This window comes from Allobosea lupini (assembly GCF_900109525.1).
Lineage (GTDB): Bacteria > Pseudomonadota > Alphaproteobacteria > Rhizobiales > Beijerinckiaceae > Allobosea > Allobosea lupini.
Genome location: NZ_FOAN01000002.1, coordinates 270346 through 283969 on the forward strand (window position 1 = coordinate 270346; position 13624 = coordinate 283969).

Annotated in this window: 14 protein-coding genes; 4 read left to right on the plus strand and 10 right to left on the minus strand. The window is 66.3% G+C overall.

Annotated elements, in window-relative coordinates; translation table 11 throughout:
* Positions 1-9: 9 nt before the first annotated feature.
* Positions 10-1164 carry an MFS transporter gene (locus tag BMZ21_RS06765; RefSeq protein ID WP_167561561.1) on the minus strand — a complete coding sequence of 385 codons (1155 nt, stop codon included), beginning with the start codon at positions 1162-1164 and terminating at the stop codon, positions 10-12.
* 135 nt (positions 1165-1299) lie between these two features.
* Here BMZ21_RS06765 and BMZ21_RS06770 point away from each other — a divergent pair, with 135 nt between their 5' ends.
* Entirely contained in the window at positions 1300-2163 is an 864-nt protein-coding gene (locus BMZ21_RS06770) for a hypothetical protein (RefSeq protein ID WP_143079662.1), read from the plus strand.
* A gap of 12 nt (positions 2164-2175) precedes the next feature.
* Here the strand turns inward: BMZ21_RS06770 and BMZ21_RS06775 are convergent, their stop codons facing one another.
* The 3 genes from BMZ21_RS06775 to BMZ21_RS06785 all read right to left on the minus strand — a co-directional run bounded on the left by BMZ21_RS06775 (position 2176) and on the right by BMZ21_RS06785 (position 4998).
* Complete coding sequence (locus tag BMZ21_RS06775; RefSeq protein ID WP_091831172.1) at positions 2176-3057, minus strand: ABC transporter permease; 882 nt, start codon at positions 3055-3057, stop codon at positions 2176-2178.
* Entirely contained in the window at positions 3054-3860 is an 807-nt protein-coding gene (locus tag BMZ21_RS06780; RefSeq protein ID WP_244543731.1) for an ABC transporter ATP-binding protein, read from the minus strand. The genes BMZ21_RS06775 and BMZ21_RS06780 overlap by 4 nt, the downstream gene beginning before the upstream one ends.
* A 109-nt stretch (positions 3861-3969) precedes the next feature.
* Positions 3970-4998 (minus strand): ABC transporter substrate-binding protein, encoded by a 1029-nt coding sequence (locus BMZ21_RS06785; protein ID WP_091831176.1) that lies wholly within the window; start codon positions 4996-4998, stop codon positions 3970-3972.
* A gap of 284 nt (positions 4999-5282) precedes the next feature.
* Here BMZ21_RS06785 and BMZ21_RS06790 point away from each other — a divergent pair, with 284 nt between their 5' ends.
* Entirely contained in the window at positions 5283-6083 is an 801-nt protein-coding gene (locus BMZ21_RS06790) for a creatininase family protein (protein ID WP_091831179.1), read from the plus strand.
* A gap of 5 nt (positions 6084-6088) precedes the next feature.
* Here the strand turns inward: BMZ21_RS06790 and soxR are convergent, their stop codons facing one another.
* A complete protein-coding gene (soxR, locus tag BMZ21_RS06795) occupies positions 6089-6550 on the minus strand; it encodes a redox-sensitive transcriptional activator SoxR (protein WP_091831181.1) in 462 nt (153 codons plus the stop codon).
* Positions 6551-6625: 75 nt separating this feature from the next.
* Here soxR and BMZ21_RS06800 point away from each other — a divergent pair, with 75 nt between their 5' ends.
* Together BMZ21_RS06800 and BMZ21_RS06805 are read left to right on the plus strand one after the other, a co-directional pair.
* The gene (locus BMZ21_RS06800; protein ID WP_091831183.1) at positions 6626-7180 is read left to right on the plus strand and encodes an NADPH-dependent FMN reductase; all 555 of its coding nucleotides are present in this window, start codon (positions 6626-6628) and stop codon (positions 7178-7180) included.
* Positions 7181-7408: 228 nt separating this feature from the next.
* Positions 7409-8173 (plus strand): MBL fold metallo-hydrolase, encoded by a 765-nt coding sequence (locus BMZ21_RS06805; RefSeq protein ID WP_091831185.1) that lies wholly within the window; start codon positions 7409-7411, stop codon positions 8171-8173.
* 7 nt (positions 8174-8180) lie between these two features.
* Here the strand turns inward: BMZ21_RS06805 and BMZ21_RS06810 are convergent, their stop codons facing one another.
* The 5 genes from BMZ21_RS06810 to otnK form a co-directional block, all read right to left on the minus strand.
* On the minus strand, positions 8181-8576 hold the full coding sequence (locus BMZ21_RS06810) for a hypothetical protein (RefSeq protein WP_091831187.1): 396 nt from the start codon (positions 8574-8576) through the stop codon (positions 8181-8183).
* An 88-nt stretch (positions 8577-8664) separates the two neighbouring features.
* A complete protein-coding gene (locus BMZ21_RS06815; RefSeq protein ID WP_091831189.1) occupies positions 8665-10194 on the minus strand; it encodes a malonate--CoA ligase in 1530 nt (509 codons plus the stop codon).
* Between the two features lie 37 nt (positions 10195-10231).
* The gene (locus BMZ21_RS06820; protein ID WP_091831191.1) at positions 10232-11560 is read right to left on the minus strand and encodes a malonyl-CoA decarboxylase; all 1329 of its coding nucleotides are present in this window, start codon (positions 11558-11560) and stop codon (positions 10232-10234) included.
* A gap of 81 nt (positions 11561-11641) precedes the next feature.
* Positions 11642-12082, minus strand: a complete 441-nt coding sequence (locus tag BMZ21_RS06825) for a DUF6196 family protein (RefSeq protein ID WP_091831193.1) — start codon at positions 12080-12082, stop codon at positions 11642-11644.
* A 31-nt stretch (positions 12083-12113) separates the two neighbouring features.
* A complete protein-coding gene (otnK, locus tag BMZ21_RS06830; RefSeq protein ID WP_091831195.1) occupies positions 12114-13379 on the minus strand; it encodes a 3-oxo-tetronate kinase in 1266 nt (421 codons plus the stop codon).
* Positions 13380-13624: the final 245 nt, after the last annotated feature.

A 13624-nucleotide genomic window follows, 5' to 3' on the forward strand; every position in this document is an offset into this window, starting at 1 on the left:
CTCCCGCGCTTAGATTCGGCCCCCGAGACCTGTATTGCTGCGGGAGTTGAGGAAGGCAAGGGCCGCCAAGACCAGCCCGAGCAGCGCGACCGGCACCATGGCGAGGAACACGCCCGGCCCGAACAGGCGATAGAGATAGCCGGACAGCACGGTAGCAAGCCCCATCACCAGCGCACTCACCGCGACGAGGCGCCCCTGCGCTGCCGCGCGGCGCGCCTCTGGGGACAGCGCCGACAGCGCCGCGAGCGTGCCCAGATGCATGCAGCCGAAGGTTATGCCGTGCAGCAGCTGCAAGACAGCGGTGATGGCAAGGCCGGGATCGACGCTCATCGCCGCGAAGCGCAGGACGGCGGCGACCGCCGCGATCGCGATCCAGCGCAGGCCGATGAGACCGCTGGCGGCAATGCTGCCCCCGACGAGGAAGACGGCGATCTCGGCAAGGACTGCAACTGCCCAGAGCCAGCCGACCGCCTCGCCGCTGAAGCCGATGCTGCGCCAGTGCAGGGAGCTGAAGGCATAGACCGCGGCATGTGTGGCGTTGACGCAAGCAGCCGCCCCGACAGCGAGCCAGAACGACACCCCGAAGCCAGCCGCAGACGCTCCTCGCGGAGCGGCCGGCGAAATCCCCGCTGGCGGCGACGGAGCCTGCAGCGCGGCAAGCGCAGCGAGCGCACTGCTCCCGGCGAGGACGAAGGGGATCAGCCAGGCGCCGTGCTGCGCGATCAGGTAGCCGCCGGCGAGATTGGAGAGCACGAAGGTCACCGAGCCCCAGAGTCTGACCCGGCCATAATCCTTCAGTGCCCCGGCCTTGACCTGCGCGGTGGTCAGGACGTCGGCAAGCGGCACCACACCCGACAGGGCGATGGCGCTGAGCGCCGTCAGGACGGCGATCGGCAGGAGGTCCGCCTGCTGCGCCAGGGCGAAATAAGCAAGTGCTGCCAACGCATTGAGCAGCGCCAGCAGGATATTCGGGCGCAGGCGGTCACCGAGCCCCGTCACCGACGATGCCACGAAGACGCGCACCAGGATCGGAATCGCCAGCACATAGCCGATGTCGACATCGCCCAGTCCCGTGGAGGCGAGCCAGACGGGAAAGAATGGCAGATAGAAGCCCACGCCGAGGAAGTTCAGCGCGTGCATGAGCGAGAGGCGCAGAGCCAACACGCGCGAGAATCCGGTCCGGAGCGGCGGTGACATGCCTTTGGCAGCGATTTCTTAAAGAATCAGCAGCAATTTTGCCGATGGGCATCTTCGGTCGGCGAAACACGATTCGACCAGCCCATGGAGTGCAGCCTGGCCATGAGCGACGCGCGTTCGCTATCTCCGCTGAGCGCGGCCGACTATGACGCGATTGCCGCCGCCGTGATGGAAACGGCGCGCGGCCGCTGGTTCCTGTCTGAATATGCCAGGCGCAACCGGCAGACCGACACCGAGATGGTGCTGTCGGCGATCGCGCGCCTCGAACGGCTCTGCACGGTGCCGGTTGCGCTGCCGGAGCTGGGGCCGGAATTCTCGGAAACCGCCCGCACCATCGCCGAACTGCGCGACGATCTCGACCCGGGCGGCGCCTCGGCCCGCCTGTCGGCCCGCATCCAGGAGACCACCGCCGGCATCATCGAGGCGGCCGAATCCATCCAGGAGATAGCCTGGACCCTGCGCGAGAGCGGCGTGGAGCCCGAGCTATGCGATCGGCTCGACCGGCGCGCGAGCGAGATCTATGGCGCGACCACCGTGATCGAGGCCGGCGCCAACCAGATCGAGAAGGTCTCCGACACCGTCGCCATGCTCGATGCGAGCTTGCGGACCGCAGCCGAGGTCGCGGCCGAGGAATCGCAGCCGGCCGTGCCCCCCGCGCCCGCGCAACCGGCCATCATCGAGCCGATGACGGATCTCGGCGACATCGATGTGGTCGATGCCGGAACGAAGCAGCGCGTGCCGTTGAACGAGACCGGGCTGCACCAGCAGACGCAGCCCTATCGCCGGCGCAGCAGCACCCAGGTGGCCGAGGACGATATCGCCTTCGCCGATGTCGGTGCACCGCCAGAATCGATCCTGCTGCCGGACACGGCCAGTTCGGCGCGGCTCGAGCTCAGCTATTCCGAGGCCGACCTGCGGGCGATCGCCTCGCTGCCGGTCGAGGACCGACTGCATTTCTTCGGCTGAATTCGTCCCGCCTCAGTTCTCGCGCCTCAGCGCGCTCTCATGCCAGCGCCGCAGCAGGAGATGCGAGATCAGGCTGGTCGCCAGGAAGATGGCGATGCCCGAGAGCGAGATCATCAGCAGCGCCGCAAAGACGCGCGGGATCTTGAGCTGATAGCCGGCCTCGAGGATGCGGTATGCCAGCCCCGATTCCGAACCGCCCGTCCCCGCCACGAACTCGGCGACGACGGCGCCGATCAGCGCGAGCCCGCCCGAGATCTTGAGACCTGCGAGGAAATAGGGCAGCGCCGCCGGCAGCTTGAGATAGCGCAGCGTCTGCCAGCGCGTCGCGCCATGCAGCTGGAAGAAATTGATCAGGTTGTGATCGGCCGAGTTCAGCCCGAGGATGGTGTTCGACAGGATCGGGAAGAAGGCGACGATCCAGGCGCAGATCAAGAGCGACAGGTTGATGTCGCCGGCCCAGATGATGATCAGCGGCGCGATCGCGACGATCGGCGTCACCTGCAGGATCACCGCATAGGGCAGCAGCGCCATCTCAAGCCATTTCGACTGAGTGAAGAGCACAGCAAGCGCGACGCCGACGATCACCGCCGCCGCCAGCGCCATGAAGGTGATGCGCAAGGTGATCCAGAGCGAGGCCGAGAGCGTGCCCCAATCGGCGATCAGGGTCTGGCCGACCAGAAGCGGCCCGGGCAGCACATAGGACGGCACCTCGTTCCAGCGCACGGCGAACTCCCAGAGGCCGAGCACCAGGATGCCGACGAAGATCGGGGCGAGGATGCGCGGCCAGAAGCTGACCGGCAGGCCGAGGATGGGGGGCTCGGCAAGCGCAAGCGGACGGGCTTCGGCATCGGTGCCGTCATGCGGCACGGCAGCCGCGGAGGACGGAGAGCTCATGCGCCGATCGCCTCCTTGAGCTTGCCGGAGGCCAGCCGGCAGAGATGGGCGTATTCGGCCGAGGTCCGAAACAGCTCGTCGCGCGGATAGGGCGCGGAGACGTCGAGATCGGCCATGACGCGGCCGGGTCGGGCTGCCATCACCACGATGCGCTGCGAGAGATAGACCGACTCGAACACAGAATGGGTGACGAAGACGGCGGTGAAGCGCTCGCGCCACCACAGGTTCAGGAGGTCGTCGTTGAGGCGATGGCGGGTGATCTCGTCGAGCGCGGCGAAAGGCTCGTCCATCAGGAGGATCTTCGGCCGCATCACCAGCGCTCGAGCGATCGAGACCCGCATCTTCATGCCGCCTGAGAGCTCGCGCGGATAGGATGTCTCGAAGCCCTTGAGACCAACCAGCGCCAGCATCTCGGCGGCGCGCGCTTCGGCTTCGCGCTTCGGCACATGCTTCAGCGTCAGAGGCAGCATGACATTGGACAGCGCATTGGCCCAGGGCATCAGCGTCGGGTCCTGGAAGACGAAGCCGAGATCGCGCCCTGCCTTGTCCTCACTCGAGCCGGGCCAGTCGATCGTGCCGGTGGAGGGGCTGCCCAGCCCGGCGATCATGCGCAGCAAAGTCGACTTGCCGCAGCCGGAGGGGCCGAGCAGGCTGACGAACTCGCCGGTGCCGAGATCGAGATCGACATCGCGCACGGCGATGGTGCCGTTGGCGAACTGCTTGGAGACCCGCCGGATCGAGACGAGCGGAGCCCCGCTCGCCTGCCCCCCCGCCGGATGTGTGCTCAGATAGGCTGTGTCCAAAGGCCTGACGATCCGTTGTGTGAAAGGCCGTCATTCTCGGGCGCAGCGGAGCGCAGACCCGAGAATCTCCGGCAAGAGATGCTCGGGACAAGCCCGAGCATGACGCATTTCAGGGCTTGCCGACGCCCTTGTTGATGAAATCCAGGCTGTAGGCCTTCTTCACGTCGACGCCCGCGGGGATGACGCCGGCCTCGGTCATGGTCTTGGCGAAGCTTTCCCAGCGCGCGTCGGTCATGGCGCCGATGCCGAGCGTCTTCGCATCCCCCGAGGCGACGATGCCGTTGTCGTTCATCACCTTGAGGGCGTAGTCGATCTTCTCCTGATCCATGTCGGGATTGTCCTTCAGGATCCGGGCATTGGCGGCGGCGATGTTCGGGCCACCCTTCATGTATTCGGCCCAGCCCTCGGCCGTCGCGTCGACGAAGCGCTGCACGATCTCCTTCTTCTCCTGCACCATCTTGCGGGAGATCGTGATCGTCGTGTTGTAGTTCTCGAAGCCGGCATCGGCGAGGAGATGGACGACGGGCTCGACGCCAGCCTTGCGGATGACGAAGGGCTCGGAGGAGAGGAAGCCCTGCTGGGTCAGCTTCTTGTCGGCCAGGAACGGCGCCATGTTGAAGGTGTAGGGCCGGATCTGCTCGTCCCGATAACCGAATTTCAGCTTCAGGAACGGCCAGAAGCCGACGCGGGCCTGCGCCGCGATCAGGATCGGCTTGTCCTTGAGGGCGGCGAGCGAGTCGTTGCCCTGGCCGGGATGCGAGATCAGGACCTGCGGGTCCTTCTGGAAGATCGAGGCGATGACGAGGAAGGGCAGGTTCTCCTGCGCGAAGCTCAGCGCCTCCAGCGAATTGCCCATGATCATGTCGACGCGGCCGCCGAGCAGGAGCTGGGTCGGGTTCTGCTGCGGGCCACCGGGGCGGATGTCGACGTCGAGCCCGTACTTCTTGTAGATGCCGTTGGCGGCGGCGAGATAGAAGCCGCCATGCTCGGTCTGGGCGCGCCAGTTGGTCTGGTAGCTGACCTTGTCGAGGGTCTGCGCATTGACACGCGCGCCCGGCACCGGGATCAGCACCGAGGCGGCCGAGCCGCCGAGCAAGCCAAGCGCAGCGCGCCGGTCGAGGCGATATTTCATCGTCATGGCCTAACCCCCTCCATCATGTCGCGAACCTGTCGCCGGACCGCACAACCCTTGCATCCAGCAGATAGCCTGTATGCCACGGCCTGTGGGCCGCTGGAAATGCGCCGTCGCCGGCTTTCGCACAGACAGGCTTTGCCGGCGAGGCTCCGGCCCGCATGGCATGCGCATGCCACCAGCCCTTCCCTCGTCATTCGCGGCCACTATGCTGGGCAGTCCTGTCGCCCTGAGGCAGCAGGCACGAATCGCGGGGTCTGCCCGCACCCTGACCGACGAGACCTCGAGACATGAGCGCACGCTTCTGGGGCGACCTGAAGACCACCGACTTCGCCGGCCTCTCGCCCGAGGCGACCATCGCGGTGCTGCCGCTCGCCGCGATCGAGCAGCACGGCCCGCACCTGCCTTTGTCGGTCGACACCACCGTGATGAACGCGATGCTGGCGCTCGCCATGCCGCAGGTTCCTGCCGGGCTCGACGCGTTGGTGCTGCCGACGCAGGCGATCTGCAAGTCGAACGAGCACCTGCATTCGCCGGGCACGTTGACGATCTCGTGGGAGAGCGCGATCCGCAGCTGGATCGAGATCGGCGAGAGCGTGAAGCGCGCCGGCCTGCGCAAGCTCGTGCTCGTCACCTCGCATGGCGGCAATGTCGACCCGATGAAGGTGGTAGCGCGCGAATTGCGCGTCAGCCAGGGGATGTTCGCGGTCTCGACCTCCTGGAGCAATTTTGGGCTGCCGCCGGAGCTCTATGGCGAGATGGACGCCAGGCACGGCATCCATGCCGGCGACATCGAAACCTCGCTGATGCTGCATTTCCGGCCCGACCTCGTCGACATGAGCAAGGCCGAGCGCTTCGTGCCGCGCACGGTCGAGATGGCGGATGAGGGCTATAGATGGCTGCGGCCGACCGGCGCGCATCCCTTCGCCTGGATGGCGCAGGACGTTCACCCTTCTGGCGCGGCGGGCGATGCCAGCCTCGCCACGGCAGAGAAGGGCAAGGCGACAGCCGAGTTTCAGGCCAGAGGCTTCATCGAACTGCTGGCGGATGTGGCGCGGTTTCCGCTGGCGAAGCTGCACAAGGCGGGGTGAGCGCATCAATCCGGATCGAGCAGCCTCGGCCCCGCCCCCTGCTTGCCGAGCTCGTCCCAGGGATTGTGCAGCGGGCAGCTCTTCACCGAGAGGCAGCCGCAGCCGATGCAGTCGTTGAGGTGGTCGCGCAGGCGCGTCAGCCGGTCGATGCGGTGCTCCAGTTCCTCCTTCCAGGCGGCCGAGAGCCGGCTCCAGTCCTCCGCCGTCGGCGTGCGCTCCTGCGGCAGCGCCTTGAAGGCCTCGCGGATGGTCTTGAGCGGGATGCCGGTGCGCTGCGCCACCTTGATGATGGCGACACGGCGCAGCACCTCGCGCGGATAGCGGCGCTGGTTGCCGGCATTGCGGCGGCTGCGGATCAGCCCTTCGGCCTCGTAGAAGTGCAGCGCCGAGACCGCGATGCCGCTGCGGCTCGCGACCTGGCCGACGCTGAGATCGTCGGCAAAGGGATTGCGGGCTGGGTGCTTCATGGCGCTTGACCTTAACCTTACTTGAGGTCTTATAGAGGTCGCTCCGCTGCATCGCCAGCCCCTCGGAGCCTTCCCATGCATCGCCCGCTCATCCCCCAGATCAAGGTTGCCGTGATCTATGGCAGCACGCGCCAGGGGCGCCTGTGCACCAAGGTCGCCGGCTGGACGATCGCGCAGATCGAGGGCGACGGCCCGTTCTGCGTCGAGAGCGTCGACCCCGGCGCGCACGACCTCGTCGAGCAGACAGAGCGGCTCGGCCGCGCCGACGCCTTCATCGTGGTCACGCCCGAATACAATCGCAGCTTCCCGGCCCCGCTGAAGGCGCTGATCGACGGGACCGGCGCACAATGGCGCGGCAAGCCGGTCGGCTTCGTCTCCTATGGCGGCGTCTCCGGCGGCTTGCGCGCCGTCGAGCAATTGCGGCTTGTCTTTGCCGAACTGCATGCCGCGACGATCCGCGACGGCGTCTGCTTCGCCAATGCCTGGGACCAGTTCGACGAGACTGGTCGCCTGCGGGACGCCGACCGTGCCGAGCGGGCGATGGCGACCATGCTCGGACAGCTCCATTGGTGGGCGAGCGCGCTCAGGACGGCCCGCAACACCGTGCCTTACGGCCAGTTCGCAGCCTGAGCAGCATCCGGCGGAACACAATCTCGGTAGCCCGCTCGCAGAGATCTTCTCGCGCCGGCGGGTCGTAGGAGGCAAATTCCACGTCCCGATGACCGCGCGTGGAAAATCTCCCTGACAATGCAGGCATCCAACGCCGCGATGCAGTTTGCTTCACAAATTGGAACTGGTCGTGGCCGCGGCATCCGGCGAAGGATCGGGCAAACCGATCCCTCGCACTGCGGAGCCGCCATGCAGCTCAAACTCCTGCGCAACGCCCTGCTCAAGCTGAGCTACGCCGGTAAGACCCTGCTGATCGATCCCGATTTCGGCGAGAAGCTCAGCCGCCGCTCGATCGCCGGCAAGTCGCAGAACCCGATGGTCGACCTGCCCGAACCGATCGAGGAGATCCTCGCCGGCGTCGATCATGTCATCGTCTCGCATCTGCACGCCGACCATTTCGACGAGGTCGCCAAAGCGAGGATCCCCAAAGACATTCCGCTGATCTGCCAGCCCGGCAATGAAGAGGCGATCAGGGCGGCCGGCTTCAGCAATGTCGAGCCGCTCGAATGCTTCATCCGGATCGGGCCGATCGTGGTGAAGCCGCAGCCGGCCCAGCACGGTACCGGGGCGGTCGTCGAGGTGATGGGCAAGGTGATGGGCTTCACCCTGGAAGCGCCCGGCGAGCCGTCCGTCTACTGGTGCGGCGACAGCGTGCTCTATCCGCCGCTGCAGGAGGCCGTCGCCAAGGCCGAGCCCGATGTGATCGTCACCCATTCCTGCGGTGCGCTCTGGGACGGCACGCTGATCGTCATGGACGCGCAGCAGACGCTCGACCTTGCCGAGCAGGCGCCGCAGGCGGTGATCGTCGCCGTCCACATGGAAGCGCTCGATCACGCAACGGTCAGCCGGCAGGCGTTGCGCGAAGCGGCCGAAGCCCGCGGCATCGGCCGCGAGCGTCTGTTGATCCCGGCGGATGGCGAGACGATCGACTTGAAGGCGCCGATTGGCCCCTGAGCGGTGCTTACCTAACGCGCTTGGCGTCAACACCAAAGGAGCGGAAGGTGTTGCGGTCGACGACGGTTACGGTCGTCGACGAGCTGGAATTGCCGAACTCGCTCTTGCTGGACATCTCCAGCACGCACTCTCCGGCACCGGCGCCGGGTTTGGTGGTCCATTGGCCGGAGGTCACCTGCTCCTCCCACTTCCCTTCCTGATTGACGAAGCGGCGGACGGCCCTGAAGGAGCCGTCGGCGTTGTAGGCGTCGAGATTGTCGACCTTGACCTTCATCGGCCCCATGGCGACGTCGCCCTTGGTGGCCCAGCGCCCGGTCAGTGCACTGCGGCAATCAGTAGCGGCCGAGGCGATCCCTGCCGAACCGAAGAGGGCTGCAAGGAGCGGCAGGAGGATGCGTCGCATGATAATCTCCGAAGGACGGTGCGGATATCGCTGCACCGATCCTTGCTCCGGAAACGCCTGATCGCGTCCTCCATTCGAAGGATAGCTCCTACTCCCCCGCCTTGAGCTGCTTGGCATAGATGTCCTTGTACTGCTCGCGCAGCAGGTTCTTCTGGACCTTGCCCATGGTGTTGCGCGGCAAGTCGGCGACGACGAAGACCTGCTTGGGCTGCTTGAACTTGGCGAGGCGCTGCTCCAGGGCCTTGGCGATGCCGGCGGCGCTGATATCGGCCCCGGGCTTGGCTACCACCACGGCGGTGACGCCCTCGCCGAAATCCGGATGCGGGCAGCCGATCACGGCGCTCTCGATCACGCCCGGCATATCGTCGATCTCGGCCTCGACCTCCTTGGGGTAGACGTTGTAGCCGCCGGTGATGATCAGGTCCTTGCCGCGCCCGACGATGTGGACATAGCCGGCCGGATCGATCTTGCCGAGATCGCCGGTGATGAAGAAGCCATCGGCGCGAAACTCAGCCTTGGTCTTCTCGGGATTGCGCCAATAGCCCTTGAATACGTTGGGGCCCTTGACCTCGATCATGCCGATCTCGTCACGGGCGAGCTCCTTGCCGCTTTCCGGATCGGTGACGCGCGCGAGTACGCCGGGCAGCGGGAAGCCGACCGTGCCGGCCACCCTGTCCCCGTCATAGGGATTCGAGGTGTTCATGTTGGTCTCGGTCATGCCGTAGCGCTCGAGGATGGCGTGGCCGGTGCGCTCGCGCCATTCGCGATGCGTCTCGGCCAGCAGCGGCGCCGAGCCGGAGACGAAGAGGCGCATGTGCTTCGTCGTCTCCTTGCTCAGCCTCTGATCCTGCAGGAGCCGGACGTAGAAGGTCGGCACGCCCATCATGCTGGTGGCCTTGGGCAGGTATTTGAAGACCTGCTCCGGATCGAACTTCGGCAGCAGGATCATTGCGGCACCGGCGAACAGGATCACGTTGGTCGCGACGAAGAGCCCGTGAGTGTGGAAGATCGGCAAGGCGTGCAGCAGCACGTCGGCCTTGGTGAAGCGCCAGTAGTCGACCAGCGCCAGCGCATTCGAGGCGAGGTTGTCATGGCTGAGCATGGCGCCCTTGGAGCGCCCGGTCGTGCCGGAGGTGTAGAGGATGGCGGCAAGATCATCGGCGACGCGCGCAATGTCGGCGAACTCGGCCGAGGCGGCATTGGCCTTGTCGAGCAGGCTGCCCGTGCCGACGCCGAGCGTCTCCAGCTTGGCCCCGGCCTTGTCGGCGAAGGGGTTCAGCGCCTCCGCCTTGGCGGGATCGCAAACGAAGACGGCCGGTTCGGCATCGCCGAGGAAGTATTCGATCTCGGCCGGGGTATAGGCGGTGTTGAGCGGCAGGAAAATCGCGCCGGCACGAACCGTGCCGAGATAGAGCATCAGTGCCTCGATGCTCTTCTCGACCTGGACGGCGACCCGGTCGCCCGGCTTCACGCCGAGCGCCATCAGCGCGTTGGCGAAGCGGGCGGAGACCGCGACCATGTCGGCGTAGGAATAAGTCCGGCCGTCATCGAGCAACGCGAAGGGCGCGGTCGGCGCCGGCATGCGGGCCTTGATCAGGTCGAACAGATGATTGCCCATGATTTCGGGTCCTTTCAGGCGTTTCCGTTGTCTGTGTTCACTTGGTCGCGGGCCGAAGCTGCTTCTTCACCGAGGAGGAGGCGACGACGGTGTTACGGCTGGCGAAGGCCTCGTGATTGGCCTCGATGTCATCGAGCTCATAGCGGTAGTTGACCATCACGCCATGCGACTCGCGCAGGCCCCGGTCGGAGAGATTGCCGCCGACATTGATGCGCTCCAGCCGCGCGCCATTGCCGAGATGGAAACGGGCGACCGGATCGATCACGCGCCCTGACGATGTCCTCGCCCGCAGCATGTACTGCGCCATCATCTGGCCGAGCAGCTTGTCGCGGCGGGCGCGGGTGACCTCATCCTGCGCCGCGATCTCCGCCGGCGCCTGCATCAGCAGCGCCGCCTCCTCATTGGTCAGGCCAAGTTCTGCCGGCTCGGCCAGCGCCGGACCCAGCCAGCGGGCGAAGCCCGGCACCGGCGAGAGCGTGACGAAGACGTCGAGCCCCGGTAGTTCCCGCTTCAGGTCCTCGGCGACCTGCTTGATCAGGAAGTTGCCGAAGGAGATGCCGCGCAGGCCCTCCTGGCAGTTCGAGATCGAGTAGAACACCGCTGTGGTGGCCGAGGAGGCCGACAGGACCTCGCGATCCTCGCTCAGAACGTCGACGATGCGGCTGGGACTCTCGCGGGTCAGCGCCACCTCGACGAAGATCAGGGGCTCGTCGATCAGCTGCGGATGGAAGAAGGCGAAGCAGCGCCGGTCGGCCGGCTCGAGCCGGCGGCGCAGATCGTCCCAGTCCTTAATGGCGTGGACCGCTTCGTAGCGGATGATCTTCTCCAGCACATTGGCCGGCGTGGTCCAGTCGATCCGGCGCAGCACCAGGAAGCCGCGGTTGAACCAGGAGCCGAACAGATGCCGGAAATCGGCATCGACCGCCTTGAGCTCCGGCTCCTGCTTCATCGCCTCGAACAGGCTCTCGCGCATGCGCACCAGCACATGCGTACCGCCGGGAGCGAGGTTGAGCCGGCGGAACAGCTCCTGCCGGCGGGGTTCGGAGGCGAGATGGAGCTGCCCGATCGCCTCGGCGTCGGGATTGTCGCGATAATGCTGCAGCGCGGCGTCAAGCCGTTCGCGATCGGGGCCGAAGCGCTCCTGCAGCAGGCGGAAGAAGGCGAGCCGGCCAGCCTCGTCGAGCTGCTGCCAATCCTCCAGCACGGCCTGGGCCAGCGCCATGCCCGTGGCCTCGCCGCGGCCCGAGAGCAGGTCCTCGCAGAGCTTGTCGAGCGGCCGGCGGCGGTTCGAGGCGAAGCGCTCGAAATTGATCAGCGCCCGGCCGCGATCGGCGACGCTGGTCAGGAGATCGCCAAGAAACGCCATTTGCACCTCCGAATGCCTCGCTTGCTCCGCCTATCCTATATGAGTTCGCTGCAGTGCAAACGTACGGCCCTGCGGCGAATATCAGCCGGCGGTTCCTTCCACCAATGCGTTGACCTCGGCGATGACCGCGGCAGCGAGGGCGACTGGCACACCCCAATAGTCGAAAATGCCCCCGTCAAGGCGATTCTGTCCGCAGGTGACAAAGACCCCTGTGCCGAAGCGCTGCTTGAAGCGGCTGGCCAGCCAACCGACAAAGCCGCTGTTGTCGGCGCCGGCCGGGAAGTGAAACCGAAACAGGCCGAACAATTCCTCGTTCGCATCGTCGCAGGGGACGAGCTGGCTCCAGACTTGATCATCGCGGACCAGAGCCAGCGCGTCGGGCCGCACCGCGCCCGGAAAGGCCGACAGCGGAAACTCCAGGAATGCGTACGTGTCGCTATAGACCTGAAGCCGTGCCTGCGTCGTTACCTGCAGCAGTCGGCGCTCGGTCGCCTCGGGTGTCTCATGCGATATGTTGACCATCGGATCTGCCTCCCAGCCTCGGCAAATGGTTCTATCGGAGCAAGTCCCACGCCTTGAGGAAAAAATCAGGCGCACCGAAATTCCCCGACTTCAGTGCGACCACCATCTCCGGCCCGTCGACGACGCGGGTCCAGGGCACGCCCGGATCGATCTCCGGGCCGATCTCCAGGGTGCGGATGGCAAGCCCCTGCACGACCGCGCCGGAAGTCTCGCCGCCGGCGACGAGCAGGCGGGTCACACCACCAGCGTTCAGCTGCCGCGCGACCTCGGCGAACGCATGCTCGACGATCTCGCCGGCCCTGTCGCGGCCGAGCTTGTCCTGCACCGACGCGACCTCGGCCGGATCGTCGCTGGAATAGACGAGGAAGGGCTTGTCGACGGGCTGGGCCAGAGCCCAGTCCGCCAGCTCCTTCGCCGTCTGCTTGCCGCTGGCCAACGCCAGCGGATCGACCTTCAGTGCGGGAATGCCAGCCGCGAGCGCCGCCTTGATCTGGCCACGCGTCGCGGTCGAGCAGCTGCCGGAAATGATGCCGGCGCGGCCAGCCGGCGCGGCGAGATGCGTCGCGGTCTCGCGCCAGGGCAAGTGGCCCGCCTTGCGAAAATTCTCGGGCAGGCCCATCGCGATGCCGGAGCCGCCAGTAAGCAGGACATGATCGGAAATGGCCTCGCCGAGCACCATCAGATGGCCATTGTCGAGCGCATCGGCGACGACATAGCGCACGCCATCGGCCGCCAGCTCGGCCAGGCGCTTGCGCACGGCTGCGGCGCCCTGGTTGACGGCGGCATAGGAGGCGAGTCCGACCTTGTGCGCGGTCTGCGCGCCCATCAGCCGCATCAGGTTCGAGTCCCGCATCGGCGTCAGCGGATGATCCTTCATCGAGCTCTCGTGCAGCGGCACCTCGCCGACGAAGAGGTAGCCCTGGAAGATCGAGCGGCCATTGGCCGGGAAGGCCGGGCAGACGATCGCCTGATGGGCATTGAGGCGCTGCATCAGCGCGTCGGCGACCGGACCGATATTCCCTTGCGCGGTCGAGTCGAAGGTCGAGCAGTATTTGAACAGGATCTGCCGTGCGCCGGCCGCGAGCAGCGCCTCGCAGGCAGCGAGCGAATCCGCGACAGCCTCGGCGACGGGATTGGTGCGCGACTTCAGCGCGACGACCACGGCATCCGCTTCAGGCAGCTTGGCGCCGGCTGCGGGAGCACCGATGACCTGGACCGTACGCATCCCGGCGCGGTTCAGCATCAGGGCGACGTCGGTCGCGCCCGTCATGTCGTCGGCAATCACACCCAGCAGCATCGCTAGACCTTTCCTGTGCCCCGCGCCTCGAATTCGCGCGTCGTCGGCGGAATCTTGCATACCAGAATTCGTGCGAGCGGCGACAGACCTTGGTCGCCCTGCCGCCATGCGAGCACCGGCGGTACCCAATCGTCACACTGTATCCATTGCACCAATCGCGGTGGCGTGGAATGTTCGCGGCAACGCCCGGCCGGAGCAAGCCGAGCCTATCGACGATCACCGAAAAATGCGCCAGCTTGGTACCG